Annotated in this window: 26 protein-coding genes and 1 pseudogene; 12 read left to right on the plus strand and 15 right to left on the minus strand. The window is 69.4% G+C overall.

Annotated features, from left to right (window positions below):
• Positions 1-44 precede the first annotated feature (44 nt).
• Positions 45-464 carry a CHY zinc finger protein gene (locus JOE38_RS10235; protein WP_307838856.1) on the plus strand — a complete coding sequence of 140 codons (420 nt, stop codon included), beginning with the start codon at positions 45-47 and terminating at the stop codon, positions 462-464.
• Positions 465-615: 151 nt separating this feature from the next.
• Here the strand turns inward: JOE38_RS10235 and JOE38_RS10240 are convergent, their stop codons facing one another.
• The 7 genes and pseudogenes from JOE38_RS10240 to JOE38_RS10270 form a co-directional block, all read right to left on the minus strand.
• Positions 616-954 carry a hypothetical protein gene (locus JOE38_RS10240; protein ID WP_204576189.1) on the minus strand — a complete coding sequence of 113 codons (339 nt, stop codon included), beginning with the start codon at positions 952-954 and terminating at the stop codon, positions 616-618.
• A 139-nt stretch (positions 955-1,093) separates the two neighbouring features.
• Positions 1,094-2,473, minus strand: coding sequence for a replicative DNA helicase (dnaB, locus tag JOE38_RS10245; protein WP_012039646.1), 1,380 nt, complete (start codon positions 2,471-2,473; stop codon positions 1,094-1,096).
• A gap of 455 nt (positions 2,474-2,928) precedes the next feature.
• The gene (rplI, locus tag JOE38_RS10250) at positions 2,929-3,381 is read right to left on the minus strand and encodes a 50S ribosomal protein L9 (RefSeq protein WP_063070935.1); all 453 of its coding nucleotides are present in this window, start codon (positions 3,379-3,381) and stop codon (positions 2,929-2,931) included.
• An 11-nt stretch (positions 3,382-3,392) separates the two neighbouring features.
• Positions 3,393-3,656 (minus strand): 30S ribosomal protein S18, encoded by a 264-nt coding sequence (rpsR, locus tag JOE38_RS10255; RefSeq protein ID WP_012039648.1) that lies wholly within the window; start codon positions 3,654-3,656, stop codon positions 3,393-3,395.
• Positions 3,657-3,692: 36 nt separating this feature from the next.
• Positions 3,693-4,247 carry a single-stranded DNA-binding protein gene (locus JOE38_RS10260; RefSeq protein ID WP_043583663.1) on the minus strand — a complete coding sequence of 185 codons (555 nt, stop codon included), beginning with the start codon at positions 4,245-4,247 and terminating at the stop codon, positions 3,693-3,695.
• A 102-nt stretch (positions 4,248-4,349) separates the two neighbouring features.
• Positions 4,350-4,694: pseudogene (gene rpsF / locus JOE38_RS10265) on the minus strand (30S ribosomal protein S6); the annotation flags it as partial.
• A gap of 184 nt (positions 4,695-4,878) precedes the next feature.
• Entirely contained in the window at positions 4,879-6,309 is a 1,431-nt protein-coding gene (locus JOE38_RS10270; RefSeq protein WP_204576191.1) for a CCA tRNA nucleotidyltransferase, read from the minus strand.
• 92 nt (positions 6,310-6,401) lie between these two features.
• Between JOE38_RS10270 and JOE38_RS10275 the strand changes: the two genes are divergently transcribed.
• The 6 genes from JOE38_RS10275 to JOE38_RS10300 all read left to right on the plus strand — a co-directional run bounded on the left by JOE38_RS10275 (position 6,402) and on the right by JOE38_RS10300 (position 14,452).
• Positions 6,402-8,693 carry a DUF6049 family protein gene (locus JOE38_RS10275; RefSeq protein ID WP_204576192.1) on the plus strand — a complete coding sequence of 764 codons (2,292 nt, stop codon included), beginning with the start codon at positions 6,402-6,404 and terminating at the stop codon, positions 8,691-8,693.
• A 36-nt stretch (positions 8,694-8,729) separates the two neighbouring features.
• Positions 8,730-10,361, plus strand: coding sequence for a murein biosynthesis integral membrane protein MurJ (gene murJ, locus JOE38_RS10280; RefSeq protein WP_204576193.1), 1,632 nt, complete (start codon positions 8,730-8,732; stop codon positions 10,359-10,361).
• Between the two features lie 156 nt (positions 10,362-10,517).
• Positions 10,518-11,555 carry a thioredoxin-disulfide reductase gene (gene trxB, locus JOE38_RS10285; protein ID WP_204576194.1) on the plus strand — a complete coding sequence of 346 codons (1,038 nt, stop codon included), beginning with the start codon at positions 10,518-10,520 and terminating at the stop codon, positions 11,553-11,555.
• A 68-nt stretch (positions 11,556-11,623) separates the two neighbouring features.
• Positions 11,624-11,947, plus strand: coding sequence for a thioredoxin (gene trxA / locus JOE38_RS10290; RefSeq protein WP_204576195.1), 324 nt, complete (start codon positions 11,624-11,626; stop codon positions 11,945-11,947).
• 173 nt (positions 11,948-12,120) lie between these two features.
• Positions 12,121-13,443 (plus strand): aminotransferase-like domain-containing protein, encoded by a 1,323-nt coding sequence (locus JOE38_RS10295; RefSeq protein ID WP_204576196.1) that lies wholly within the window; start codon positions 12,121-12,123, stop codon positions 13,441-13,443.
• 43 nt (positions 13,444-13,486) lie between these two features.
• A complete protein-coding gene (locus JOE38_RS10300; protein ID WP_204576197.1) occupies positions 13,487-14,452 on the plus strand; it encodes a D-alanine--D-alanine ligase family protein in 966 nt (321 codons plus the stop codon).
• Between the two features lie 52 nt (positions 14,453-14,504).
• Here the strand turns inward: JOE38_RS10300 and JOE38_RS10305 are convergent, their stop codons facing one another.
• The 8 genes from JOE38_RS10305 to rpmH all read right to left on the minus strand — a co-directional run bounded on the left by JOE38_RS10305 (position 14,505) and on the right by rpmH (position 20,059).
• A complete protein-coding gene (locus JOE38_RS10305; protein WP_204576198.1) occupies positions 14,505-15,506 on the minus strand; it encodes a ParB/RepB/Spo0J family partition protein in 1,002 nt (333 codons plus the stop codon).
• A complete protein-coding gene (locus JOE38_RS10310; RefSeq protein ID WP_239544802.1) occupies positions 15,506-16,387 on the minus strand; it encodes a ParA family protein in 882 nt (293 codons plus the stop codon). The genes JOE38_RS10305 and JOE38_RS10310 overlap by 1 nt, the downstream gene beginning before the upstream one ends.
• A 148-nt stretch (positions 16,388-16,535) precedes the next feature.
• Positions 16,536-17,171 carry a 16S rRNA (guanine(527)-N(7))-methyltransferase RsmG gene (gene rsmG, locus JOE38_RS10315; RefSeq protein WP_204576199.1) on the minus strand — a complete coding sequence of 212 codons (636 nt, stop codon included), beginning with the start codon at positions 17,169-17,171 and terminating at the stop codon, positions 16,536-16,538.
• A gap of 597 nt (positions 17,172-17,768) precedes the next feature.
• Positions 17,769-18,299, minus strand: coding sequence for a Jag family protein (locus JOE38_RS10320; protein ID WP_204576200.1), 531 nt, complete (start codon positions 18,297-18,299; stop codon positions 17,769-17,771).
• Positions 18,296-19,258 carry a membrane protein insertase YidC gene (gene yidC / locus JOE38_RS10325; RefSeq protein WP_204576201.1) on the minus strand — a complete coding sequence of 321 codons (963 nt, stop codon included), beginning with the start codon at positions 19,256-19,258 and terminating at the stop codon, positions 18,296-18,298. Before yidC ends, JOE38_RS10320 begins: the two co-directional genes overlap by 4 nt.
• A gap of 10 nt (positions 19,259-19,268) precedes the next feature.
• Positions 19,269-19,580 carry a membrane protein insertion efficiency factor YidD gene (yidD, locus tag JOE38_RS10330; RefSeq protein WP_116053925.1) on the minus strand — a complete coding sequence of 104 codons (312 nt, stop codon included), beginning with the start codon at positions 19,578-19,580 and terminating at the stop codon, positions 19,269-19,271.
• Positions 19,577-19,918 (minus strand): ribonuclease P protein component, encoded by a 342-nt coding sequence (gene rnpA / locus JOE38_RS10335; RefSeq protein ID WP_204576202.1) that lies wholly within the window; start codon positions 19,916-19,918, stop codon positions 19,577-19,579. Before rnpA ends, yidD begins: the two co-directional genes overlap by 4 nt.
• A 3-nt stretch (positions 19,919-19,921) precedes the next feature.
• Positions 19,922-20,059, minus strand: a complete 138-nt coding sequence (gene rpmH / locus JOE38_RS10340) for a 50S ribosomal protein L34 (RefSeq protein ID WP_012039665.1) — start codon at positions 20,057-20,059, stop codon at positions 19,922-19,924.
• Positions 20,060-20,537: 478 nt separating this feature from the next.
• Here rpmH and dnaA point away from each other — a divergent pair, with 478 nt between their 5' ends.
• The 5 genes from dnaA to JOE38_RS10365 all read left to right on the plus strand — a co-directional run bounded on the left by dnaA (position 20,538) and on the right by JOE38_RS10365 (position 26,293).
• On the plus strand, positions 20,538-21,971 hold the full coding sequence (gene dnaA / locus JOE38_RS10345; RefSeq protein WP_204576203.1) for a chromosomal replication initiator protein DnaA: 1,434 nt from the start codon (positions 20,538-20,540) through the stop codon (positions 21,969-21,971).
• A 531-nt stretch (positions 21,972-22,502) separates the two neighbouring features.
• On the plus strand, positions 22,503-23,654 hold the full coding sequence (gene dnaN / locus JOE38_RS10350) for a DNA polymerase III subunit beta (protein WP_204576204.1): 1,152 nt from the start codon (positions 22,503-22,505) through the stop codon (positions 23,652-23,654).
• A 20-nt stretch (positions 23,655-23,674) separates the two neighbouring features.
• Positions 23,675-24,562 (plus strand): phosphogluconate dehydrogenase (NAD(+)-dependent, decarboxylating), encoded by an 888-nt coding sequence (gene gnd / locus JOE38_RS10355; RefSeq protein ID WP_204576205.1) that lies wholly within the window; start codon positions 23,675-23,677, stop codon positions 24,560-24,562.
• A gap of 7 nt (positions 24,563-24,569) precedes the next feature.
• Positions 24,570-25,784 (plus strand): DNA replication/repair protein RecF, encoded by a 1,215-nt coding sequence (recF, locus tag JOE38_RS10360; protein WP_204576206.1) that lies wholly within the window; start codon positions 24,570-24,572, stop codon positions 25,782-25,784.
• Positions 25,781-26,293: a DUF721 domain-containing protein gene (locus JOE38_RS10365; protein WP_063070915.1), complete on the plus strand. Its 513-nt coding sequence runs from the start codon at positions 25,781-25,783 to the stop codon at positions 26,291-26,293. The genes recF and JOE38_RS10365 overlap by 4 nt, the downstream gene beginning before the upstream one ends.
• The last annotated feature ends 172 nt before the right edge of the window (positions 26,294-26,465 follow it).

The raw sequence follows: 26,465 nt of genomic DNA on the forward strand, positions 1-26,465 counted from the left end.
CACCCGGTCACGGGTCGGTTCCCCTGGATCCGGGGTCTCCGGGCGTGACCTCCTCGGCCGGTCACAGCCCGACTCGCCACGCCGCTCTCATCGACGCATCGGGCATCGAGCCCGCTGCGATCCTCCCGGAGACGACCACGGACGCCGATGCGGTGGTCGTCCGCGGCCCGGCGATCGACGCGGAGACCCGCTGCATCCACTACGGATCCGCGCTCGACGTCGTCGCCCTCCGAGCCCCCTGCTGCGACGCGTGGTACCCGTGCCACCTCTGCCACGCAGCCGTCGCCGACCACCCGCTCGAGGTGATCCCCCGCTCCGAGCACCACCTGCCGGCGGCCCTCTGCGGCGTCTGCCGCGCCACCATGAGCGTGCCCGAGTACCTCGCGGCGGACTCCTGCCCGAGCTGCGGCGCCGCCTTCAACCCCGGTTGCGCCGCGCACGCGCACCTCTACTTCGCACCCTGACGGCGAAGGCCGGAGCCGGGCGCGAGGTGCGCTGCGCATCACGCGGCGGGCCACAGTCGCGCGACCGGTCAGTGTCGTCACCGCCACTCGCGCCGACCGCCCAGAGCGGATCTCTCTCCAGCGGGATGCCTGCGCACCCGCTCGTCGGTCCTCAGCTCTGATCCCAGGCTTTCACGATGTACCAGGTCTCCTCGTGCAGGGCGGAGATGGCCTCGACGCTGGCCGCAGCGAAGTTGGCCTTGATGTCCGCACCGCTGGCGTAGAACAGGTAGGGATAACCTCCGCCCAGCAGCATCAGCGCCCGGCCGTCCTCGGCAGCGGTCAGCAGCTCGTCGACCCAGGTCCGATACGGGACGTAGGCCGCCGTCGTGGTGACGAGCGTGCTGAGGTACCCGCTGCGCTCCTCAGACGGGATCTGAGCGATCCGGAGAAGGTCCTGTTCGCTCACCCCAGGGCGGAGTTCGAGCACTTGGGCGTCATATCCGAGCATTTGTCATCCCTTCGTCACCCCGATGCGGACACATCGACTTCCGGAGGGTACTGGCCGGATCGCCCGAGATGTCCACGTGCACATGTCGTCGACGTCGCACCTGCGCAACCGCCGTGCCTTGCCGACCACGAGGGGCCGACTACCCGCCCGCGGGCATGTCCGCGAAGCGCGAGAAGTGCCCGTGGAAGCCGACCGTGATGGTGCCGGTCGGGCCGTTGCGGTGCTTGGCGACGATGAAGTCGGCCTCGCCCGCGCGCGGGTTGTCCTTCTCGTACGCGCTCTCGCGGTGCAGCAGGATGACCATGTCGGCGTCCTGCTCGAGCGAGCCGGACTCGCGGAGGTCGGAGATGGCCGGCATCTTGTCGGCGCGCTGCTCGGGGCCGCGGTTCAGCTGCGAGAGCGCGATGACCGGCACCTGCAGCTCCTTCGCCATGAGCTTGAGCGCACGCGAGAACTCCGAGACCTCCTGCTGGCGCGACTCCACCTTCTTGCCGCTCGTCATGAGCTGCAGGTAGTCGATGACGACGAGCTTCAGCCCGACCTTCTGCTTGAGGCGACGGCACTTCGCGCGGATCTCGACGAGCGTCATGTTGGGGCTGTCGTCGATGTAGAGGGGCGCGTCGTTGATGCGGCCGCGGGTCTGCGCGATGGTCGTCCAGTCCCGCGCGTCCACCGTGCCCTTGCGCATACTCTGCAGCGGCACGGACGCCTCGGCGGACAGGAGGCGCATCGCGATCTCGCTGCGCCCCATCTCGAGGCTGAAGAAGATGGACGGCATGTCGTACTTGATGCTCGCCGCACGCGCGAAGTCGAGCGCGAGCGTGGACTTGCCGAGCGCAGGGCGGGCGGCGACGATGATGAGCTGGCCCGGGTGCAGGCCGTTGGTGAGCGCGTCGAGGTCGGCGAAGCCCGTGGGCACGCCGGTCATCTGGCCGTCCTTGCCCTTCGCGGCCTCGATCTCGTCGATGGCGACCGTGACCGCGTCCGTGAGCGGCACGTAGTCCTCGGCCTCCACGCCGCCCGTGACGCCGTAGATCTCGGCCTGCGCGTTGTTCACGAGGTCGACCACCTCGCCCTCGCTGGCGTAGCCCATCTGCACGATGCGGGTGCCGGCCTCGACCAGGCGCCGCAGCACGGCCTTCTCGGCGACGATGGAGGCGTAGAAGCCGGCGTTGGCGGCCGTGGGCACGACGCTCGTGAGCGTGTGGAGGTAGTCCGCCCCGCCGGCGCGGCTCAGCTCGCCGAGCTTGGTGAGCTCGTCGGTGACGGCGATGACGTCCGTCGGCTCGCCGTGCGAGTACAGCGACAGGATCGCGTCGAAGATGATCTCGTGCTTGGGGATGTAGAAGTCGATCGCCCGCACCTGCTCGACCGCGTCGGCGACCGCGTCCTTGCTGAGGAGCATGCCCCCGATGGCGCTCTGCTCGGCGAGGAGGTCGTGCGGCGGCGTGCGCTCGTGACCCGCGCGCTTGTCGCGCTCGTCCCGTTCGCCGGCGAGACCCAGATGGGCGATGGACACGTGCGACTCCCCTCGGTCGGTTGGGCGGATGCGCCCGCACGACCGTTCTAGCTCGGACCTCCGACACCGCTCGGACGACGTCGGCCGGACCGCTGACGGGTCCTCCGCGACCCGTTCGACGGGCGCTGCCCCACGATATGGATCCGGTCCCTCCTGGACCAAATGCCCCTGTGGACGAGACTGTGGACAAAGTGGGCGAAACGCCGGGGATCGTGTGGACTACCTGGGGACAAGCCTGTGCACTACTGAGATTTTTCTGGTCCGAATCCCGGACTGACCAGGCATTGAGTTTTCCCCCACCGGTGTGGGAAAACTAGTCTGCACTAGGGCTTGAGAGTTCGTCTGCTAGGGCCTGGCCTGTGGATGGGGCTGGGGATCCAGAGGCCTCTGACCGGCTGGTTAACCGCCGATGGCGGCGGGCTCCAGGAGCCCGCCGCCATCGATCTCGTGCTGCGTTACTTCGCGGCGACGACCTGCAGGCTGATCGTGGCGACGATGTCGTCACGGAGCCGGATCGTGGCCTCGTGGTTGCCCGTGGCCTTGATGGCGTTGGGGATCTCGATCTTGCGCTTGTCGACCTGGCCGATGCCGGACTCCTCGACCGCCTTGGCGATGTCGGACGTCTTGACGGAGCCGAAGAGGCGCCCGCCCTGGCCGGCCTTGACGGTGAGCTTGACGACCTTGGCCTCGAGGCGGCTCTTGAGGTCCTGCGCCTCCTCGATGGTCGCGTGCTCGCGAGCGGCACGCGCTGCCTTGATCTGCTCGATCTGCTTCTCGCCGCCGCGGCTCCAGATGACCGCGAAGCCCTGGGGGACGAGGTAGTTGCGGGAGAACCCGTTCTTGACCTCGACGACGTCGCCGGGGGAACCGAGGCCGGAGACCTCGGTCGTGAGGATCACTTTCGACATTCCATTACCCCTTAACGGCCGGAGCCGGCGTAGGGGAGAAGTGCCATCTCACGCGCGTTCTTGACTGCGCGCGCGATGAGGCGCTGCTCCTGCACCGAGACACCGGTGATGCGACGAGCGCGGATCTTTCCCCGCTCGGAGATGAACTTGCGGAGGGTGGCGACATCCTTGTAGTCGATGACGCCGACGCGGATGGACTTCGCCGGGGCGGCGTTCTTGCCGCCCTTGGCTCCGCGGAGAGGCTTGCGGCGGTCGCCGCTGCTCTTTCCAGCCATGATTCTTCCTGTCTTTCGTACGTAGTGCGACGAGCCCTAGAAGGGCGTCTCGTCGTTGAAGTTGCCGGGGTTGGACCAGCCGCCGTCGCCGCCGCCGGAGTTGCCGCCGGAGCTCGCGGGGGTGCCCCACGGCTCCTCGGCCACCTGCTGCTGCTGGGGCTGTCCGCCGCCGAACTGGCCACGGCCACCGCCGCCGGAGTTGCCCCCGCCGCCGTTGCCGCCGCCACCGGCCGCGCGCGTGACCTGAGCGGTCGCGTAGCGGAGCGAGGGACCGATCTCGTCGACCTCGAGCTCGATGGAGGTGCGCTTCTCGCCCTCCTTCGTCTCGTACGACCGCTGCTTGAGGCGGCCGGTCGCGACGACACGCGAGCCCTTGGTGAGCGAGGACGCCACGTGCTCGGCGAACTCGCGCCACACGCTCGCACGGAGGAAGAGGGCGTCGCCGTCCTTCCAGTCGTTGCTCGCGCGGTCGAAGGACCTCGGCGTGGAGGCGATGGTGAAGTTGGCTACCGCCAGCCCGTTCTGCGTGTACCGCAGCTCCGGATCACTGGTGAGGTTGCCCACGACCGTGATGATGGTTTCGCCGGCCATCGACTACTCCCCGGTCTTCTCGCTGGAAGCGGCCTGCGCCGCCGGCTTGCCGGGCGTCGCCGGAGCGGCATCCGTGGCGGGAGCCTCGGGCGCGGCGTCCGCGGCCTTGGACGTGGCGGCTGCCTTGCGGGCGGCCTTCTCGTCGGCGAGCTTGCGAGCGGACGCGACCATGGCCATGGCCTCCTCGGCACGCAGCACCTTGGTGCGCATGACGGCCTCGGACAGACCCAGCTGGCGGTCGAGCTCCTGCGTGGCCTCGCTCGTGGCGGTGAGCTGGACGACGGCGTAGATGCCCTCGTTCTTCTTGTTGATCTCGTACGCCAGTCGACGACGGCCCCAGACGTCGACGTTGTCGACGGTGCCACCGCTGGTGCGGATGACGTTGAGGAACTTGTCGAGACTGGGAGCGACGGTGCGCTCATCGATCTCGGGATCGAGGATCACCATGAGTTCGTACTGATGCGTCACTAACCCACCTCCTTCGGACTTGAACGGTCGCAGACGATCTGCGACAGGAGGGTATGTGCATCTGTCCGCGCGGGGCAGGGGATTCCCGTTGCCGGGCGGACAACCTCGCAAGACTACCGGATGGGGAGGAGTCGCACCAGGCCGGAGGCCGCGGCGGAGCGGATCAGCGCTGCTCGGCGGCCCACCACGCGACGAGGCGGCGCTCGGCCTCGTCCTCGGGGAGCGGGCCCTCGTCGAGCCGCAGCTCGAGCAGGAAGCGGTAGGCACGGCCCACGACCGGGCCAGGTGGCACGTCGAGGATCCGCATGATCGCCTCGCCGTCGAGGTCCGGGCGGACGGCCGCCATCTCCTCCTGCTCGGCGAGCTCCGCGATGCGGGCCTCGAGGTCGTCGTAGGCGAAGCCGAGCCGGTCGGCCTTGCGGCGGTTCTGCGTGGTGACGTCGGCGCGCGTGAGCATGTGCAGGCGCTCGAGCTCGGGGCCGGCGTCGCGCACGTAGCGGCGGACGGCCGAGTCGGTCCACCCGCCCTCGGTGTAGCCGAAGAAGCGGAGGTGCAGCTCGATGAGGCGCGCCACCGACGCGATCGTGTCGTTGTCGAAGCGGAGCGCGCGGAGCCGGCGCTTGGCCATCTTGGATCCGACCACGTCGTGGTGGTGGAAGGTGACGACGCCGCCGGGCTCGAGCCGGCGCGTGGACGGCTTGCCGATGTCGTGGAGGAGCGCGGCCAGCCGGAGGACGAGATCCGGCGCCTCGCCCGGGTGGCGGCTGCGCTCGTGGTCGATGGCCTGGTCGAGCACCTGCAGGGAGTGCTGGTAGACGTCCTTGTGCCGGTGGTGCTCGTCGGCCTCGAGCTTCATCGCGGGGAGCTCGGGCAGCACGTGCTCGGCGAGGCCGCCCTCTACGAGGAGGTCGAGACCGGCGCGCGGCTCGGGGGTGCGCAGGAGCTTGGAGAGCTCGTCGCTCACGCGCTCGACGGAGATGTCGAGGATCCGCGGGGCCATGTCGCGGATGGCGGCGAGCGCGGCGTCGTCGAGGAGGAAGCCGAGCTGGGAGGCGAAGCGGACGGCGCGCATCATGCGGAGCGGGTCGTCGCCGAACGAGACCTCGGGAGCCACGGGCGTGCGGAGCACCTGGGCGAGGAGGTCGTCGATGCCGCCGGACGGATCCACGAGGACCACCTGGGGCAGCCGCACGGCGAGCGCGTTGACCGTGAAGTCGCGGCGGACGAGGTCCTCCTCGAGCGAGGAGCCGAACTCGACCTCGGGCTTCCGGGAGACGCCGTCGTACTGGTCGGTGCGGTAGGTCGTGATCTCGACCTGCTCCCCCTTCACGCGCGCGCCGATGGTGCCGAACGCGCGGCCGATGTCCCAGTGGGCGTCGGCGACGGGCTTGACGATCTCGAGGATGCGCTCGGGGCGCGCATCCGTCGTCAGGTCGAGGTCGGTGGCGGCACGGCCGAGGAACGCGTCGCGCACCGGTCCGCCGACGAGGGCGAGCTCGTGGCCCGCCTCGTGGAAGGCGCGGGCGAGCACGGCGACCGGGGGCGATGCGGCCAGCTCGCGGAGACGCTCGAGGGCCTGTGCGACGCTGTGCATGGTCGGACAGTCTACGGCGGGGTCACGACCGGCATCCGCGTCCACGGCGAGCGCACACGGGGCGGGCGGGGCCAGCCATTTAGAATCGCCAGATGCACGCCGCGCCTCGACACGACGCCGGCCCCACCCGCACGGACAGAGCCCTCCGCCTGATCCGGCGATCCGCCCGACGCACGATCTCCACCCTCGTGTGCGTCACGGTCGCCGCCGGGACGCTCGCCGCCGGGACGGTCGCGGGTCCGTCGACCCCGGCGCACGCGGCCACCGACGGCGTGACGCTCACCGTCACGCCCGCGGCCGAGGGGATCCTCACCCCGGGCGAGGACCTCGCCGTCACCGTCTCCGTGGTCAACGCCACCGACGCCGCGATCCCGGCCGGGCGCATCGACCTCGACCTCAACCGCACCGTCCTCGACACGCGCGCGAAGGTCGACGGCTGGCTCGATACGGCGTCCACCGACCAGAACACGCGCACCGGCCCGCGCATCGGCCGCACCGACACCCCCGAGGTGCCCGCGGGCGGCACGGTCGACGTGGCCATCACCGTGCCGTCGGCGACCGTGGCGCTGCAGGGCAGCCGCGGCGGGTTCGGCCCGCGCGGGCTCACGGCCGAGCTCGAGGCCGGCGGCGCGGACGCCGCGACCGGGCGCGGGGCGCTCGTCTGGAGCCCGGGCGCGGATCCGGCGCCCACGCCCGTCGCCGCCGTCATGCCGCTCACCGTCCCGCCGAGCGCCTCGGACTTCATCGACGCCGGGGCCCTCGCGACCTACACGGCCGCGGGCGGCACGCTCACGCGCCAGCTCGACGCGGTCTACGGCCGGCCCGTCGCGGTGGGCATCGACCCGCGGATCATCGCGTCCATCCGCATCCTCGGCGCCGACGCCCCCGCGTCCGCCGTCGCATGGCTGCAGCGCCTGCGGGAGATGCCGAACGAGACCTTCGCGCTGGCGTGGGCGGACGCCGACGTCGCCGTGCAGGCGCAGGCCGGTGCCGCGACCCTCCTCGCGCCCACCGACGCCACCTACGCCGTGCGGGCGAGCCGGTTCGCCGCCCCGGGATCGACTCCCGCCCCGAGCTCGACGCCCAGCGAGACGCCGACGGCCACCGGATCCCCCGGCGCGAGCGGCACGCGCGGCGGATCCGCCATCGCGGGGGCCGCGACGGCCGCGCCCACCGAGACTCCCGCCCCCACGTCCAGTCCCGAGCCGAGCCCCACTCCCACGACGCCGACGCTCGCGCCGGTGCCGAGCCTCGCCGACCTGACCGCGTGGGACTACACGATCTCCGGCGTCTCCTGGCCGGCCGCGGGCACCATCACGTCCGGCGACCTCGGGGTGCTGGCCGCCAGCGGCACCACGACCGCGATCCTCGCCAGCGGCGACGTGCAGTCCACGGGCTCGGCGTCCGATGCCGCGACCGGGAGGATCGGCGACACGACCGTGCTCGTGACGGACGCCCCCGTCTCCGCCCTCGTCGACCAGGCGCTCTCCGCGGAGACGGACGAGGCGTTCGGGATCGCGCTGGCCCAGCTCTCGGCGACCCTCGCGGCGGATGCGCGGGCGGCCGACGGCCACGTCGTGGTCGCCGCCCTGGAGCGCGGCTGGGCGGCATCCGGCGGGCGCCTCGGACAGCTGCTCGACGCGATCCAGGGCCTCCCCTTCAGCGACACCGCGGAGCTGGGCGCCGCGTTCGCGACCGCCCCCGTCGCCCTCCAGGTCGTGGACCACCCGGAGGACCCGACGCGCGTCCAGCGGGTCGCCGACGCGATGTCGCTCGAGGCCCAGGTGGACGCCTTCGCGAAGGCCGTCGAGCGTCCCGAGCTCATCACCGGCCAGCAGCGGATGCTCCTGCTCGCCACGCTCGCGAACCGCTGGCGCGACGACCCGGATGGGCTCGTGACCGTCCAGGACGGTTACGCCGCCCAGGCCGACGCGCTGCTGGACTCCGTCGCCATCACCACGCGCCAGAACACCGTGATCAGCGACACGACGAGCCTCTTGATCAACGTCAGCAACGCGCTCGACCAGCCCGTCACGGTGCGGCTGTCTATCATCGCGGGCAGCGGGCGGATCCGCGTGGACGACTCCGCGCTCGTGACGGTGCCCGCGCACGGCAGCGCGTCGGCCCGACCGCCCATCACCTCCATCTCGAACGGCGACGTCGTGGTCACCGCGCGGCTCACGACCGACGACGGCTCCGTACAGATCGGGGACAGCGCGCCCGTCGAGCTCTTCATCCGCGCCGGGTTCGAGGCCGTCGTCACGACGGTGTTCGTCGCGGCTGTCGCCCTCCTGTTCGGCTTCGGCCTGTTCCGCAGCATCCGCAAGCGCCGCCGCGCCCGCGCCCGGCAGCTCGCCGGCCTGCCCGAGGAGATCGATGACTGACCGGATCGCGCCCCGCACCCCCGCCGCGGCCGCCTCGTGAGCGCCGCGCCCGCTCCGCGCGGAGGCGGCATCGGCCGCGCGTCGGCCCTGCTCGCCTCGGGCACGTTCGTCTCGCGCATCCTCGGCTTCGTCAAGGCCATCGTGCTGCTCCAGACCATCGGCGCGACCCTCGGCAGCTCCAACGCGTTCTCCAACGCGAACCAGCTGCCCAACAACATCTACGTGATCATCGCGGGCGGCGTCCTCAACGCCGTCCTGGTGCCGCAGGTGGTGCGCGCCGCGAAGCACGCGGACGGCGGCGCGGGGTACATCAACAAGCTCGTGACGATCGCGATCGTCGTGCTCGGCGGCGTCACGATCCTCGCCACCGTGGGCGCACCCGTCGTCTCCCGCCTCTACGCCGCCACCCTGCCGCCGGACGTCTTCGCGCTCGTCGTCGCGTTCGCGTACTGGTGCCTCCCGCAGATCCTCTTCTACGGGCTCTACGCCGTGCTCGGCGAGGTGCTGAACGCGCGGGGGTCCTTCGGGCCGTTCACGTGGGCGCCGGTCCTCAACAACGTGGTCGCCATCGCCGGTCTCCTCGTCTTCCAGGCGATGTTCGGCTCGGGCAGCCGCCCTGTCGACGACTGGAGCCTCGACAAGATCGTCGTGCTCGCCGGATCCGCGACCCTCGGCGTCGTCGCCCAGGCGCTCATCCTCTTCGTCTTCTGGCGCCGCGTGGGCCTCCGGTTCCGCTTCGACTTCGCGTGGCGGGGCGTGGGCCTCGGCACCGCCGGCCGTCTCGCCGGCTGGACCTTCGGCATGCTCGTCGTCACGCAGCTGGCGGGCATCGCGCAGTCGAACGTGGCCAACATCGCCGCCACCTCGGACAGCCCGTCGAGCACGATCCTGCTCAACGCGTGGCTCTTCTTCATGCTGCCGCACTCGATCTTCGCGGTCTCCATCGCCACCGCCTACTTCACGCGCATGAGCACGCACGCGGGCGAGGGCGACCACGACAGCATGCGGGTGGACCTCTCCTCCGCCGTGCGGCTCGTCGGCCTCATGACCGTGCTCTCCACCGCGCTCATCGCCGTGCTGGCCGGACCCGTGGCCCGCGTGATGGTCTCGGGTGACATCGGCGAGGTCCGCGGCTACGGCGTGGTCCTCATCGCGTTCATCCTCGGGCTGCCGGCGTTCAGCACCCTGTTCGTGCTGCAGCGCGCCTTCTACGCGCTCTCGGACACGCGCACGCCGTTCCTCATCCAGTGCGCCCAGGTCGTGCTGTTCATCGCCGGCGCGCTCGTCATCTCCCAGCAGCCCGTCGAGCTGATCGGCGTGGGTCTCGCCGTGCTGCAGACCGTCACGGTCACCGGGCAGGCGGTGCTGGCCGCGGTGCTGCTCCGCCGGCGCATCGGCCGGATCGACGGGCGCCGGATCCTCCGCAGCGCCGTCCGCTTCGTCGTCGCCGCCGTGCCGGCCGCGCTCGTCGGCGTCGCGCTGCTCACCCTCGTCTCCGGCGGCGCGTTCGAGGGCGTCGGCGTCGCGTCAAAGGGCCAGGCGCTCCTCGTCGGGATCCCCCTGGCCGCCGTGATGACGGCCGCCTACCTCGCCGCCCTGGCCGCGATGCGGTCCTCCGAGCTGCAGCAGCTCGCCGGTCCCGTGATGCGCCGCATCCGCCGCCGCTGACCCCTCGCACCACCGTCTCGCCGCACGGCGCGAATGCCTGTCCGCCCCGGCGCCCCCGCCCGGTGGAGCCGCAGGAATAGCCGCTACCGTGGGTCTGTTGCAGAGGTGAGCGGGCGCCGGGAAGGCGCCCCGCCGAGCAGTGGAGGAGAAGCCGTCGTGCGTCAGATCATCATCATCGGTTCGGGTCCGGCCGGGTACACGGCCGCCATCTACGCCGCGCGCGCCAACCTCACGCCCCTCCTCATCGCGAGCTCGGTCGAGGCCGGCGGCGAGCTCATGAACACCACCGAGGTGGAGAACTACCCGGGCTTCACCGACGGCATCCAGGGCCCCGACCTCATGATGGCGATGCAGGCGCAGGCCGAGCGCTTCGGCACCGAGGTCGTCCTCGACGACGTCACGTCGGTCGAGCTCACGGGCGACGTCAAGCGCGTCACCCTCGGCAACGGCGACGTGCACGAGGCCCTCGCGGTCATCGCCGCCACGGGATCCGCGTACCGCAAGCTCGGCCTCCCCGCGGAGGACCGCTTCAGCGGCCACGGCGTCTCCTGGTGCGCCACGTGCGACGGCTTCTTCTTCCGCCAGAAGACCATCGCGGTCGTCGGCGGCGGCGACAGCGCCATGGAGGAGGCCACCTTCCTCACCCGCTTCGCCGAGAAGGTCTACGTGATCCACCGCAAGGACTCGCTGCGCGCCTCCAAGATCATGCAGGAGCGCGCGTTCGAGAACCCGAAGATCGAGTTCATCTGGAACGCGCAGGTGGTCGACATCACGGGCGGCGAGAAGGTCGAGGGCGTCGTCCTCGAGGACACCGTCACGGGCGAGCAGCGTCCGCTCGCGCTCGAGGGCCTCTTCATCGCCATCGGCAACGACCCGCGCACGCACCTCTTCCACCAGCAGCTGGAGCTCACCGCCGAGGGCACCATCGCCGTCGACGGCCGCTCCTCGCGCACCAACCTGCCGGGCGTGTTCGCCGCCGGCGACGTGATCGACCCCACCTACCGCCAGGCCGTCACCGCCGCGGCATCGGGCACCGTCGCGGCGCTGGATGCGGAGCACTTCCTCGCGTCCCTGCCCGACGCGCTGCTCGACGCCGCCTCCGACGGACCGGACGGCCCCGCGGGCCACGGTGCGCCGGCCGCCGGCAGCGCGGTGGATCCCGACGGCGAGCTCGTCGGCGCCGACCACCAGTAGCCGCACCCCTCATCACGACCCGATCCGGCATCCGCTCGGATCCCCGCGAACCACACGAAGGAGAAACCATGTCCCACTCCCGCGACGTCACCGACGCCAGCTTCCAGGCCGAGGTCCTCGACGCCGAGAAGACCGTCATCGTGGACTTCTGGGCGCCCTGGTGCGGCCCCTGCAAGGCCGTCTCCCCCGTCCTCGACCAGATCGCCGCCGAGAACCCCGGCATCGAGCTCGTCAAGATCGACGTGGACGACAACCCCGAGATCGCCATGAAGTACAAGATCACCTCGATCCCGGCCATGAAGGTCTTCCAGAAGGGCGAGGTCGTCAAGACCGTCATCGGCGCCAAGCCGAAGCCGGCCCTCGAGCAGGAGTTCGCCGACTTCCTCAAGTAGCGGCCGCTCGCGCCGGACAGGCGACGAGCACCACCGGAGGGCCCGGCACCACGAGGTGCCGGGCCCTCTGTCGTCCCCTCGATCCGCACCGCGCCATCCGTGCGTGGCCAGCGACGGGGATCCCCGCGGCCTCCCGTTAGGCTGATCGGCAATCAGACAGTGAGAGACGTGACGTGACACCTGCAGGCAGCCCCCGCGATTCCGCGGGCACCAACCTCGACCCCTGGTTCCCCCACTACGCGGAGAGGACCTCCGGCCTCAGCGCCTCCGAGGTCCGCGCCCTCTTCGCCGTGGCCTCGCGCCCCGAGGTCGTCTCGCTCGCCGGCGGCATGCCGTTCGTCTCCGCCCTCCCGCAGGAGCTCATCGTCACGGCGATGGAGAAGGTCATGCGGGAGCGCGGCCCCGTGGCGCTGCAGTACGGCGGCGGCCAGGGCACGCCGGAGCTCCGCGAGGACATCCTCGAGATCATGGCCCTCGAGGGCATCCGCGGCAGCGTCGACGACATCGTCACCACCACGGGTTCGCAGCAGGCGCTCGACCTCGTCACCAAGCTGTTCATCGACCCGGGCGACGTGATCCTCGCCGAGGCCCCCAGCTACGTCGGCGCCATCGGCGTCTTCCGCAGCTACCAGGCGGTCGTCGAGCACGTCGTGATGGACGACGACGGCCTCGTCCCCGAGGCGCTGCGCGAGGCCATCGCGCGGATCCGCGGCGAGGGCCGCACCATCAAGTTCCTCTACACGGTCCCCAACTTCCACAACCCGGCGGGCGTCACGATGTCCGCCGCCCGACGGCCGGAGATCCTCGAGATCTGCCGCTCGAACGACATCCTCGTGCTCGAGGACAACCCCTACGGCCTCCTCTGGTTCGACCGCCCGGCGCCGGACGCCATGCGCAGCCTCGACGACGAGGGCGTCATCTACCTCGGCTCCTTCTCGAAGACGCTCGCCCCCGGATTCCGCGTGGGCTGGGCGCTCGCCCCGCACGCCATCCGGGAGAAGCTGATCCTCGCCCAGGAGTCGGCCGTCCTCTCCCCCAGCTCCTTCAGCCAGCTGATCATCTCCGAGTATCTCCACGCGTCCGACTGGAAGGGCCAGATCGACACCTTCCGCGGCGTGTACCGGGAGCGTCGGGACGCGACGCTCTCCGCGCTGCAGGAGCACCTGCCGAGCCTGTCCTGGACCGTCCCCAACGGCGGCTTCTACGTCTGGCTGAAGCTCCCGGAGCAGCTCGACTCGAAGCAGATGCTCCCCCGAGCCGTGACCGCGCTCGTCGCCTACACGCCCGGCACCGCGTTCTACGCCGACGGCCGCGGCCGCGACGCCATCCGCCTGTCGTTCTGCTATCCGACGCCAGAGCGCATCCGCGAGGGCGTCCGACGCATGGCGGGCGTGATCGACGACGAGATGGACCTGCTCACCACCTTCTCCGGCACGGGCGCGCTCGCCTCACGCCCCACGACGTCGGTCGTCACGCCGCCGCCGGACCTCGACTGACCCTCCGCGTCCACGAACACCGACCGAAACCGGATCGAGCATCATGACCGCACACGAGCCCCTCTCCGTCCTCGTCCTCGCGGGCGGGATCTCCCATGAGCGCGACGTGTCGCTCCGCAGCGGGCGCCGCGTCGCGGACGGCCTCCGCGGAGCCGGTGTGACCGCGTCCCTGCGCGATCCCGACGCCACTCTCCTCGACTTCCTGCGCGATACGCCTCCAGCCGTGGTCTGGCCGGTCCTCCACGGCGCGAGCGGCGAGGACGGCGCGCTCCTCGGTCTCCTCGAGCTCGCCGGCGTCCCGTACGTGGGGTCCTCGGCGCGCGCCGCGCGACTCGCGTGGGACAAGCCGACCGCGAAGGCGATCGGGGAGTCGGCCGGGATCCGCACGCCTCGATCCGTCACCCTGCCGAAGGACACGTTCCGTGAACTCGGCGCCGCGGCCGTCCTCCGTCTCGTGACCGAGGCCGTGCCCGCGCCGTACGCCGTGAAGCCGGCACGCGGCGGGTCTGCCCAGGGCGTCACCATCGTGCGCGACGCGGACGCGCTCCCGCGGGCGATGGTGGACGCGTACACCTACGGCGACGTCGCCCTCATCGAGCAGCTGATCGACGGCACCGAGGTCGCCATCGGCGTCCTCGACACCGGCGATGGCCCGACGGCGCTGCCGGCGACGGAGATCGTCCCCACCTCGGGCGTGTACGGCTACGAGGCGCGCTACAACGCGGGACTCACGCGCTTCTTCACCCCGGCGCGCATCTCGCCCGACGCGGCGTCGGCGGCCTCGGAGGCGGCCGTCGGCATCCACCGGGCTCTCGGCATCGGGCAGATGTCGCGCGTCGACATCATCGTCGACGCCGAGGGCGAGCCCTGGTTCCTCGAGGTCAACGTCATCCCCGGCCTGACGGAGACATCCCTGCTCCCCCAGGGGCTCGCAGCGGCAGGCATCGAGGTGGGCGACCTGTACCGACGACTCGCCGAGGCCGCGCAGGCGGCCTCAGCCGCCCGCTGACGCGCTCTGACCACCTCCGCGGCGCCATCCGCATCGGACGGCGGCGCGCGCCTCAGTTCGCGTCGGCGTCCGGCACGCCCATCTCCTGGGCGATCCGAGTCAGGTCCCCCAGCGTCGCGAAATCGATCACGATCTGCCCCTTCTGCGCGGACATCGTGACCCGCACGCTCGTGTTCAGGTGGTCCCCGATGCGCTGCCCCACCTCTTCCAGGTGCGCGTTCCGCGCCGAGCTGGGGTTCTTCCGCGGCTTCACGGTGCGCTGACCCCGCTGCGCCGCCGCCTCGGCCGCGCGCACCGAGAGGTCTTCGTTCACGATCTTCTCGGCGAGGTGACGCATCGCGTCCTCATCGCCGGAGGACAAGATCGCGCGGGCGTGACCGGCCGACAGGACGCCGGCTGCGACACGGTGCTGCACGTCCTCAGGCAGGCGCAGGAGGCGGATCGTGTTGGTGATCTGCGGCCGTGACCGTCCCAGGCGCTGAGCGAGCTCATCCTGCGTGATCGCGAAGTCGGAGAGGAGCTGCTGATAGGCGCTCGCCTCCTCGAGCGGGTTCAGCTCCGAACGGTGCAGGTTCTCGAGCAGCGCATCGCGGAGCATGGACTCATCGGCGGTGTCCTTGATCACCGCGGGGATGGTGTCCAGTCCGAGCTCCTTGGTCGCTCGGAGGCGTCGCTCCCCCATCACGAGTTCGTAGCGCGGTCGCCCATCCGCCTCGGCGCCCAGCGGTCGCACGACGATCGGCTGGAGCACCCCGTACTCCCGGATCGACACCACGAGCTCCTGCAGCTCGTCCGGACGGAAGTCCGTACGCGGCTGCTGCGCATTGGGTGTGATGTCCGCGGGGTCCAGGTTCGCGAGGCGAGCGCCCGGCACGGCGACGAGATGCGGCTCGCCCTTTGCGTCCGGCTCGTCCCGCGACCCACTCTGCACACCGCTCGGCGCACCTGCGCCGACGCTGTCCGGGAAGAACACATCGACGGGTCGGCTGCGCTCATCAGAGGTGGGGATGAGGGCGCCGATTCCACGCCCTAGGCCGGTTCTCTTCGTTGCCATTACTTCTGGGCTCCTCGGTGTGCGATCTCGGCGGCGGCCTCCAGGTAGGAGAGGGCGCCAGGTGAGTTGGGGTCGTAGCTGATCACGCTCTGCCCGTAGCTGGGGGCCTCGCTGATGCGGACCGAGCGCGGGATGAGCGTCGTGAGCGTCTGCTGGGGGAAGTGCTCCCGCACTTCCGCCGCCACCTGCTGCGCGAGGTTCGTGCGCCCGTCGTACATCGTCAGCAGGATCGTGGACATCGTCAGATCCGGATTGAGGTGCTGAGAGATGAGCTCGATGTTGGAGAGCAGCTGACTGAGCCCCTCGAGCGCGTAGTACTCGCACTGGATCGGGATCAGCACTTCCCTCGCCGCGCTGAACGCGTTGATGGTGAGCAACCCCAGTGAGGGCGGGCAGTCGATCAGCACGTAGTCGAAGTCCCGTCCGCTCTCCGACACGAGGAACGCATCCAGAGCGGTCCTCAGTCGGCGTTCACGATGCGGGAGATTGACGAGCTCGATCTCCGCGCCGGCGAGGTGGATCGTGGCGGGCACGCAGAAGAGGGTGTCGAATTCGGGGCTCCGCTGCACCGCCTGCTCGACGGGTGAGTCATTGACGAGTACGTCGTAGACGCTCATCAGATCGCTGGAACGGTCGGCACCCAGCGCCGTCGACGCATTGCCCTGCGGGTCGAGATCGATGACCAATGTCCGTGATCCGGACTTCGCCAGCGCTGCGGCGAGGTTCACGGTCGACGTCGTCTTCCCCACCCCGCCCTTCTGGTTGGCGATGGTGAAGACTCGCGTCTTCACCGGGCGTGGCAGGACGATCCCCGCTAGAGCCTTTCGCCGACGGCTCGTCTCCGAGAGCTCGCGAGCAATGGGACTCAGTTCATCATCCATGGACAGCTCTCGATCGGTGGTTGCGTGCGTCAAGTACGGCGGAGGAAATTCGATGTTTCACGTGGAACATGTTCGCCGGAAACGTTGGCCGAGGACTTCTGAATGTGAGCTTCATCAGCAACTTATGCGGTCTCGATGTGCGGCCGATTCACGCCAGTCGCGCCCTGATGACTCGGGTGACCTCATCCACGAGACCGGCGCCGAGCGTGAGCACCTGAACGTCTTCCAAGTGGTGCTTCCGGATGGCCTTGCTGGCCGCCTCCACCTCACGCTCGGCGTTGGCGCCCTTCATCAGGACCAGCTCACCGCCCTTCCTCACGAGCGGCACGGTCAGGGGTATGAGCTTCGCGAACGCGCTCACTGCCCGAGCCGTCACTTGATCGAGGGTGAACTCCTGCGTGACATCCTCGGCACGAGCGCGCCGAACGGTGACGTTCTCAAGGGACAGATGGGAGACCTGCTCCTCCAGCCACGTGACGCGTCGCTCCATCGGCTCGATCAAGACGAAATCCACATCGGGTCGAGCGATCGCAAGCACGAGTCCCGGTAGACCTGCGCCCGTCCCGATGTCTCCGACCAGGCCGGGACGAAGCAGCGGTGCAATCAGTACGGAATTGAGGATGTGGCGCGACCACAGACGAGGGGGCTCCAGAGGACCGATGAGCCCGAGCTCCTCTCCCCTCTCCCCCAGCTGGGACGCGAACTCGCGCGCTACGTGGATGCGATCTCCGAACATCGCTTTCGCCACCGCTGGCTCAGGCTCGATCATGACCTGTTCAGGCATCCTGCTTCCGTCCTGTGATCGCTGGTTCTTTCCGGTCCTGCCAGTCAAGTACCCGACGCGGCGATCATCCTTCGGATCTCCAGCATTTGAGCACCCGTGCGAGTTTAGCGCCCCTCTCCGTCATCCGATGTCGGACTGATCACTCGAGGCGCCGGCTCACGTGTGCTCGCCGAGGCTCAGCGTCTCTAGCTCGATGTTTCACGTGAAACAAACGACCCTTGTGCACCTTCGGTGGCCAGCGGAGCCACCAGCGCCTCCAAGACCACATCTGATCACTGGCGATCAACGGGTTTACCGGAGATGTTTCACGTGAAACGTCGGTTCCTCAGCCCACAGATCTGAGATCAGTCGGCAGAAGATGCCTGCACGGTCATGGTCAGTCACGTGCCTCAGAGGAACGCCCACGTTGACCGAGCGACTCCGCACGACTCCGTTCACGGAACATCTGCTCCCCGCTTCGACTGCCCCTGGTCACCTTTTGATAGCACGCCCGTACTAAATGCCTTGAGATCCATCGTGCCGTTCCCGAGCACGAGAGAGGCCCGGTCCATCGGACCGGGCCTGCTCAGACACGCTGGAGCGTCGATAGCTCTGCGATCACGCCTTGCTGATCACCGTGTGACGATCGCGTCCCTCACCTTCAGACTCCGACGTGTACCCACGTTCGGCGACGATGTCGTGCACGAGCTTCCGCTCGTACGACGACATGGGAGGAAGAGACGCACTCGCGGATCCCGCGGAGATCCGTTCGATGGCCCGGTCGACCAGCTGACCGAGCTCCACCTGTCGCGCGTCCCGGGATCCGCCGACGTCGAGAATCAGGCGGCTGAACACACCTGTCTTGTTCTGCACCGCGAGCCGGGTGAGCTCCTGGAGCGCGGTGACGGTCTCGGGATTGGACAGGAGACGCAGGTCCTCGGAATCCGCAGCATCGACCGACACGTATGCCCGGCCACCGCGCTGGTCGATGTCGATGTCACCATCGAGGTCGCAGATATCGAGGAGCTCCTCGATGTAATCCGCCGCGATGTCGCCTTCGTCGACGCCGACTGACGTGGCCTCGACCTCGATCCCCGCCGTGGGCTCTGAGGCGCCGTCCTGCTCGACGTCGTTCGTCACGTCGGTCATCGGCTCTTGGATCCCGACTGCTTCTTGGCGCGGTTCTTGCCCACCGGCTGCTGACGCTGGGCCGGCTTGCGCTCCTCCACCACGATGGTCGACGACTGCGTCGATGCCTCAGGGGCGACGAGCTTGCCCTTGCGCGCGAGCCGTGCCTCACGAGCACGCGCCGCTTCGCTGCCGGGAGTGGGCATGTTGCGGATGACGAGGAACTGCTGGCCCATCGTCCAGAAGTTCGAGACCAGCCAGTAGAACATGACGCCGAGCGGGAAGGCGATGCCGGACACCGCGAAGACCAGCGGGAGGATGTACAGCAGGATGCGCTGCTGCTTGAACATCGGGCTGGCCTTGGTCTCCTCGGACATGTTCTTGGCCATGATCTGCAGCTGCGTGATGAACTGCGACGCGCTCATGAGGATGACCATCGTGGTCGCGATGACGATGACAGTGACGTTGCCGTTGGCCGTGGAGATGGCGGACTGCAGGGGAGCGCCGAGGAACGACGACTCCCCGAACGAACGGGACAGCTGCGCGTTCAGGAGGCCGATGCCCGGCAGCTCCTCGACCGCGGCCCGGTGGAGCACGGAGTACAACGAGAAGAAGATCGGCATCTGCAGGAGCAGGGGCAGGCAGCTACTGAGCGGGTTGGTGCCTGTGTCCTTGTAAAGCGCCATGGTCTCGCGGGACATCGCCTCGCGGGAGAACTGGTCGCGCTTGCCCTTGTACTTGTCCTGGATCTTCTTCAGCTGCGGCGCGACCTCCATCATGCGGCGCTGGTTCTTGATCTGCCGCACGAAGATCGGGATGAGCGCCGCACGGACCACGAGCACCAGGCCCACGATCGACAGCACCCAGGTGGCGCCGTTGTCGGGATCCAGCCCGAGCGTCGTCCAGAGCGTGTGGAAGCCGACCAGGATGAGTTCGATGACCCACTTGATCGGCCACAGGATCGTTCCGAGGAAATCCATGAGGTGGTCGTTAGCCCTTTCCGTGGCTGGGTGCGACGACGAATCCGAGCCTCGTGCGTCGGTACTGCTGGACCCGGCGAGCGGGGACGTCGTCGATGCCGCCCTCCGCCCAGGGGTGGCACCGGCACACGCGCCACGCGGCGAGGAGGCCACCGTGGACGAGCCCGTGCTCCTGCACGGCCTCGAGGCCGTACGCGGAACAGGACGGGTAGTACCTGCAGACATCCCCGTAGAGAGGGGAGACCACGCGCCGGTAGAGGCTGATCACGGCGATGGCGGCGTTCCGAGGCGCCAAGACGACGGAGGTCAGTGCCCTCTTCATGTCGTCCTCACGGCCCGCGTCACGGCTGACGCCATCTCCTCCTGCAGGGTATCCCACGCTGTCCGCTCCATGCCTGGCAGTACGCGGATCACGATGGAGGTCCCCGGGGGCACCGAGTGGAGGAGACCGGCCGATACCGCCTTCAGGCGCCTTCGGACCAGGTTCCGGGTCACGGCGTTGCCGACCTTCTTCGACACGATGAACCCGAATCGGGTCGGAGCGTCGGAGGAACCGGCGAGTGCGGACACGACCGCAGTTCCCGTGGTCGTCCGACGGCCCCGCCTGACGATGGTGCGGTAGTCCGCACCGCTCGTCACGCGGTTCCGTCGCGCGAGCACGTGCTACGCGGAGAGCTCGGTGCGTCCCTTGCCACGGCGGGCGGCGAGGATGGCACGGCCGGCACGGGTGCGCATGCGGAGGCGGAAGCCGTGCTTCTTGGCCTTCTTGCGGTTGTTCGGCTGGAAGGTGCGCTTGCTCACGGTGAGTCTCCACTCAGGTTGGTCCACGGGGCCGACGAGTGCGGCTGGGAAGATGGGGCAGCCTCGAGGGGCTGGGTCAACTGCCTAAATCTACGGGCCGGGCGGCCTCCGGTCAAACCCGGGAGCGGGATCGTGATTATCCACACTGACCGGCCATCCGCCGGTATCGACATGCCGCCGTCGATAGGGTCGATTTGTCCTGATCTCCGACAGTGGCTACCGTGTGGCGTGGCCGCGACGCGTCGGGGATCGCCCGCGCGGTGCTGACGGCCCGTTCGCACACAGGGTGGATAACCCTGTGAGTAACTATGCTGTCCGCGGTCGCGGTACCCGGATGGTCCGCACCCTCGGAGCCTCCGGGGACGGACGCCGCACGCACGACCGCGACGCCCTTCTAGCGTCGACAGCAGTCCGCGCACCGCGTGGCGGCCCCGGCATCAGCCGCGGGACCGAGCCCGGTGACGGCAGATGGGGAAACATGTCCGACCGCTCCGACCCGACGCACGCGATCTGGCAGAAGGTGCTCGCCGCCCTCACCGCGGACGACCGGATCACCCCGCAGCTGCACGGCTTCATCAGCCTGGTGGAGCCGAAGGGGGTGATGACCGGCACTCTCTACCTCGAGGTCCCCAACGACCTCACCCGCGGCATGCTGGAGCAGCGCATCCGCGTGCCTCTCCTCAACGCCATCGGCTCGCTCGACGAGGCGGCGGGCGTGAGCAACTTCGCCATCGTCGTCAACCCCGAGATCGCGCAGGACGCCTTCGCCCAGCACCCCGAGCCGGCGACGGAGCAGCCGTACATCGAGACGCCGACCATCACGGCGCCCACCGACAACCCGGGGCTGCCGCCGTCACCATCCCGCGGCGACTCGCGCCTCAACCCGAAGTACGGCTTCGACACCTTCGTCATCGGCGGGTCCAACCGCTTCGCCCACGCCGCGGCCGTCGCCGTCGCCGAGGCGCCGGCCAAGGCCTACAACCCGCTCTTCATCTACGGCGACTCGGGCCTCGGCAAGACCCACCTCCTCCACGCCATCGGGCACTACGCGATCAGCCTCTACCCCGGGATCCGCGTGCGGTACGTGAGCTCCGAGGAGTTCACCAACGACTTCATCAACTCGATCGCGAACAACCGGTCGTCGCTGTTCCAGTCGCGCTACCGCGACAACGACATCCTGCTGATCGACGACATCCAGTTCCTCCAGGGCAAGGACTCCACGCAGGAGGCCTTCTTCCACACCTTCAACACGCTCCACGACCACAACAAGCAGGTGGTCATCACGAGCGACCTCCCGCCGAAGCACCTCACGGGCTTCGAGGACCGGATGCGCTCGCGCTTCGAGTGGGGGCTCATCACCGACGTCCAGGCGCCCGACCTCGAGACGCGCATCGCGATCCTCCGCAAGAAGGCGCAGAGCGAGAAGCTGCAGGTGCCGGACGACATCCTCGAGTACATGGCCACCAAGGTCACCTCGAACATCCGGGAGCTCGAGGGCACCCTCATCCGCGTCACCGCGTTCGCGAGCCTCAACAAGACGCCGGTCGACCTCGCGCTCGTGCAGACGGTCCTGAAGGACCTGATCACGCTCGACGAGGACAACGTCATCGCGCCGGTCGACATCATCAACCACACCGCGGCCTACTTCAAGCTCACGGTCGACGACCTCTACGGCTCGTCCCGCTCGCAGGCCGTGGCCACCGCACGCCAGATCGCGATGTACCTCTGCCGTGAGCTGACCAACCTCTCACTGCCGAAGATCGGGCAGCTGTTCGGCAACCGCGACCACACGACGGTCATGTACGCCAACAAGAAGATCACCGAGCTCATGAAGGAGCGGCGCTCCATCTACAACCAGGTGACCGAGCTCACCAGCCGCATCAAGCAGAACCACCGCTACGGCAAGATGTGACGCCGTCCGCACGAGCCCCGGTGGCGCGTGCAGGAGAAGGGGTCGGACCACCAGGTCCGACCCCTTCTGCGCGTGCGGGAGGGAGCGGCCCGACGCCGCCCGGCCTCACCGGGACGCCTACCGAGCTCTGGGGGGCCTGCTCCGTGGCGGGGAGAGAACCTCGGAGGGGCTGGATCCGCCGTTCCCCACAGTGTGCACAGACTGTGGATAACTGTGGAGAACCGCCGGAGCCGATGTGGGTTCGAGGACCCGGCCTGTGGAACCGACGTCCTCGTGTCGTCGGCGTTCCGCCGAGTCCCCAGGCCGCTCCACACGCGTCCCACAACTTCCAGACGTGTAGTTCCCGCTCGATGACAGGGACTCCGGGAGTTGTCCACAGATTCCACAGCGGTTAAGACTATTGATCCTTAAACCCTTCATTGGATGTCGCCCAAGAACCTGAGGGTGTGGAGGGATCGACGGTCGTGGGGTCCCCCGTCGGCACGGCTAGCATTGACCGACAAATCTTCCGCTCATCGAGGGGTCCACAACGTGAAGTTCCAAGTCAACAGGGACGTCTTCAGCGAGGCGGTGTCCTTCGCCGTCAAGCTCCTGCCGCAGCGCACGACCCTCCCGATCCTGAGCGGGGTGCTCATCGAGGCGACCGAGGACGGACTGACGCTGTCGTCGTTCGACTACGAGGTCTCGGCACGCACGCAGATCCAGGCGGAGATCGAGGAGGCCGGTCGCGTGCTGGTCTCCGGTCGCCTGCTCGCCGACATCGCGAACCGCCTCCCGAACGCGCCGGTGCGGTTCACCACCGAGGACTCCAAGATCACCGTCTCGTGCGGATCCGCCCACTTCACGCTCCTGAGCATGCCCGTCGAGGAGTACCCGACGCTGCCGCAGATCTCGGAGCAGTCCGGCCTCCTGCCCGCCGAGCAGTTCGCCGCAGCGGTCTCGCAGGTCGCGGTCGCCGCATCGCGGGACGACGTCACGCCCGTCATCACCGGCGTGCAGCTCGAAGTGGGGGAGACCAGCCTCGGCCTCATCGCCACCGACCGCTACCGGGTGGCCGTGCGCGAGATCGACTGGGACGGCGGCGACTCCACGACCGACGGCACGAGCCGCACCGCACTCGTGCCCGCCCGCACCCTGCAGGAGATCGGGAAGACCTTCGGGCACAGCGGGACCATCTCGGTCGCCATCACGGACACCGACGACCGCCAGCTCATCGCGTTCAGCGCCGACAGGAAGACCGTCACGTCCCTGCTGATCCGCGGCAACTTCCCGCCGGTCAAGCGCCTCTTCCCCGAGACGGTCGACAACTACGCCGTCATCAACACGGCCGACCTCATCGAGGCGACGCGACGCGTCCAGCTGGTCCTCGAGCGCGAGGCGGCCCTGCGCTTCACCTTCACCATCGACGGCCTCACCCTGGAGGCCATCGGCTCCGAGCACGCGCAGGCATCGGAGAGCATCGACGCCCTCCTGACGGGCGTCGACACCGTGGTGTCGCTGAAGCCCCAGTTCCTGCTGGACGGCCTCGGCGCCGTCCACTCCGAGTTCGTCCGCCTCTCGTTCACGAAGACGGACAACCCCAACAAGCCCGGCCCCGTGCTCATCACGAGCCAGTCCTCCAAGGACCAGGCCGGCGCTGACAACTACCGGTACCTGCTGCAGCCGAACCTGCTGCTGCGCTAGACCGCGATCAAGGAGAGAACATGCACATCGGACTCGTCGGACTCGGCAAGATGGGCGCCCGCATGCGCGCGCGCCTCGAGGCGAACGGCATCGAGGTGACCGGCTACGACACCAACCCCGACGTCTCCGACGTGGCCACCCTCGACGACCTCGCCGCCGCGCTGCCCACGCCGCGCCTCGTCTGGGTCATGGTCCCGGCCGGCACGGTCACGCAGAACGTCGTGGGCGACCTCGCCCGAATCCTGGAGCCCGGCGACCTCGTGATCGACGGCGGCAACTCCAAGTTCACCGACGACTTCGCGCACGCGGGGCTGCTCAAGGACAAGGGCATCGACTTCGTCGACGCCGGCGTCTCGGGCGGCGTCTGGGGCCTCGAGAACGGCTACGGCCTCATGGTCGGCGGACCCGTCGAGCAGGTCCAGCGCGCGATGCCCGTCTTCGACGCGCTCCGTCCCGAGGGGCCCCGCGAGGAGGGCTTCGTCCACGTCGGCGACTCCGGCGCGGGTCACTACGCGAAGATGGTCCACAACGGCATCGAGTACGCCATGATGCAGTCGTTCGCCGAGGGCTACGAGCTCCTCGCGGCGCGCACGGACATCATCAAGGACGTCACGGGCACGTTCGAGGCGTGGCAGCGCGGCACGGTCGTCCGCTCCTGGCTGCTCGAGCTCCTGGTCAAGGCGCTCAAGGAGGACCCGGGCTTCGAGGACATCGAGGGCTTCGTGCAGGACTCCGGCGAGGGCCGGTGGACCATCGAGGAGGCGCTCGACAACGCGGTCCCCATGCCCGCCATCAGCGCGTCGATCTTCGCGCGCTTCTCCTCCCGCCAGGAGGACTCCCCTGCCATGAAGGCCGTCGCGGCGCTGCGCAACCAGTTCGGCGGCCACTCGGTGCAGAAGAAGTCCTGACCACCGGATGATCGTCCGTCACCTCTCCCTGGGTGACTTCCGCAACTACACCCGCGCGGACGTCGCGCTCCTGCCCGGTGCCACCCTGTTCGTGGGGAGCAACGGGCAGGGCAAGACGAACCTGGTGGAGGCGCTGGGCTTCCTGAGCACGCTCGGGTCGCACCGCGTCTCCACCGACCAGGCCCTCATCCGGCAGGGCGCGGAGTCGGCCGTGATCCGGGCTCTGCTGCAGCACGCGGGCCGCGAGCTCCGGGTCGAGGTGCAGATCAACCGCTCATCGGCGAACCGCGCGCAGGTCAACGGCACGGCGACCAAGCCGCGTGAGCTGCCGCGGTACTTCTCGAGCGTGCTGTTCGCACCGGAGGACCTGGCGCTCGTCCGCGGCGATCCGTCGGGTCGGCGCCGGCTGCTCGACCAGCTGCTCGTGCTGCGCACGCCTCGGCTCGCCGGAGTCCTGTCGGACTACGACCGGGCCTTGAAGCAGCGCAACACCCTGCTCAAGTCGGCCCGGGCTCGGGGGATGAAGGCCGACCAGCTGGGCACGCTCGACATCTGGGATGAGCGTCTCGTCGCCATCGGCTCGCAGATCATCGCGGCGCGCGGTGCTCTGGTCGAGGCGCTGCAGCCGGAGCTGGCGCGCGCGTACCTGGCCGTGGCGGGATCCGACCACGGGCCGTCGGCGCGTCCGGAGCTGAGCATCCTCGCGGACGACCCGGGGGAGGACGACGTCGCGGATGAGACCGGCGCGCGCGACGGCGGTCGCTTCACGCGGACCGAGGACGTCGTGCCCGTCTTCACCGCCGCCATCGCCCGGATGCGGCCCCGCGAGCTCGAACGGGGGCTGACCCTGGTGGGCCCGCATCGCGACGACGTCCTGTTCCGGCTTAACGGGTTACCCGCGAAGGGCTATGCCAGTCACGGCGAGTCGTGGTCGTTCGCCCTGGCGCTGAAGCTCGCGTCGGCCGAGCTGCTGCGACGCGACTCGCAGACGGGGGACCCCGTGCTGATCCTCGACGACGTGTTCGCCGAGCTCGACCAGGCCAGGCGCGGGCGCCTCGCGGAGGCCGTCACCGGCTTCGAGCAGGTGCTCATCACCGCTGCCGTCTTCGAGGACGTGCCCGACCACCTGGCGGCGAACGCCGTGCACATCCGCGCCGGCGAGATCGTCGACGCGCCGGCGCCGGCGCCGGCGACCGCCGACAAGGACGGGGGAGCGGCGTGATCCCCCGCGCCGCCGACGGCGGTCCGCTGCCCGAGTCGGAGGCGGTGGCCGTCTACCGACGTTTCCGCCGGGTGTTCGGCGACGCGTCGGTGCGGTCGCCGTCCGCGCGGAAGCGCCGCGAGCAGAAGGCGGGCAGCTCCCCGTTCCAGCCCGGACGGGATCCCGACTCGCTCGGGAACGTGATGGACTCGCTCACCTCGCGCATGGGATGGACGTCATCGCTGTCGCAGGCCGAGCTCATGGCGGCGTGGACGACGATCGCCGGCGAGGAGACCGCCGTGCACTCGTCGCCGGTGGGCATCGAGGACGGCCTCCTCACGGTCGAATGCGAGTCCACGGCATGGGCGACGCAGCTCCGGCTCATGCGCGTGGAGATCACGACGCGCATCGCCGAGCGCTTCCCCGACGCGGGCATCAGGTCGATCCGCTTCCAGGGGCCGAACGCCCCGTCCTGGAAAAAGGGTCCCAGGTCGATCCCAGGGCGGGGCCCGCGCGATACCTACGGCTAGGGAGGCGAATCAGGTCACCCCCGCCGCGAAAGCGCCGCAGCGGGCCGGATAGGAGGTGCGGAGCCTACTACTGCGATAGAATGAGGGGTCGCCCGCAGTCCAGGGACGACGGTCCCCGGATCACCTCGTGATCCGCGCGCGTCCGCCGTCGGGCAGGGGCGCGTCGACGCGG

Source organism: Clavibacter michiganensis, from assembly GCF_016907085.1.
Classification (GTDB): Bacteria; Actinomycetota; Actinomycetes; order Actinomycetales; family Microbacteriaceae; genus Clavibacter; species Clavibacter michiganensis_O.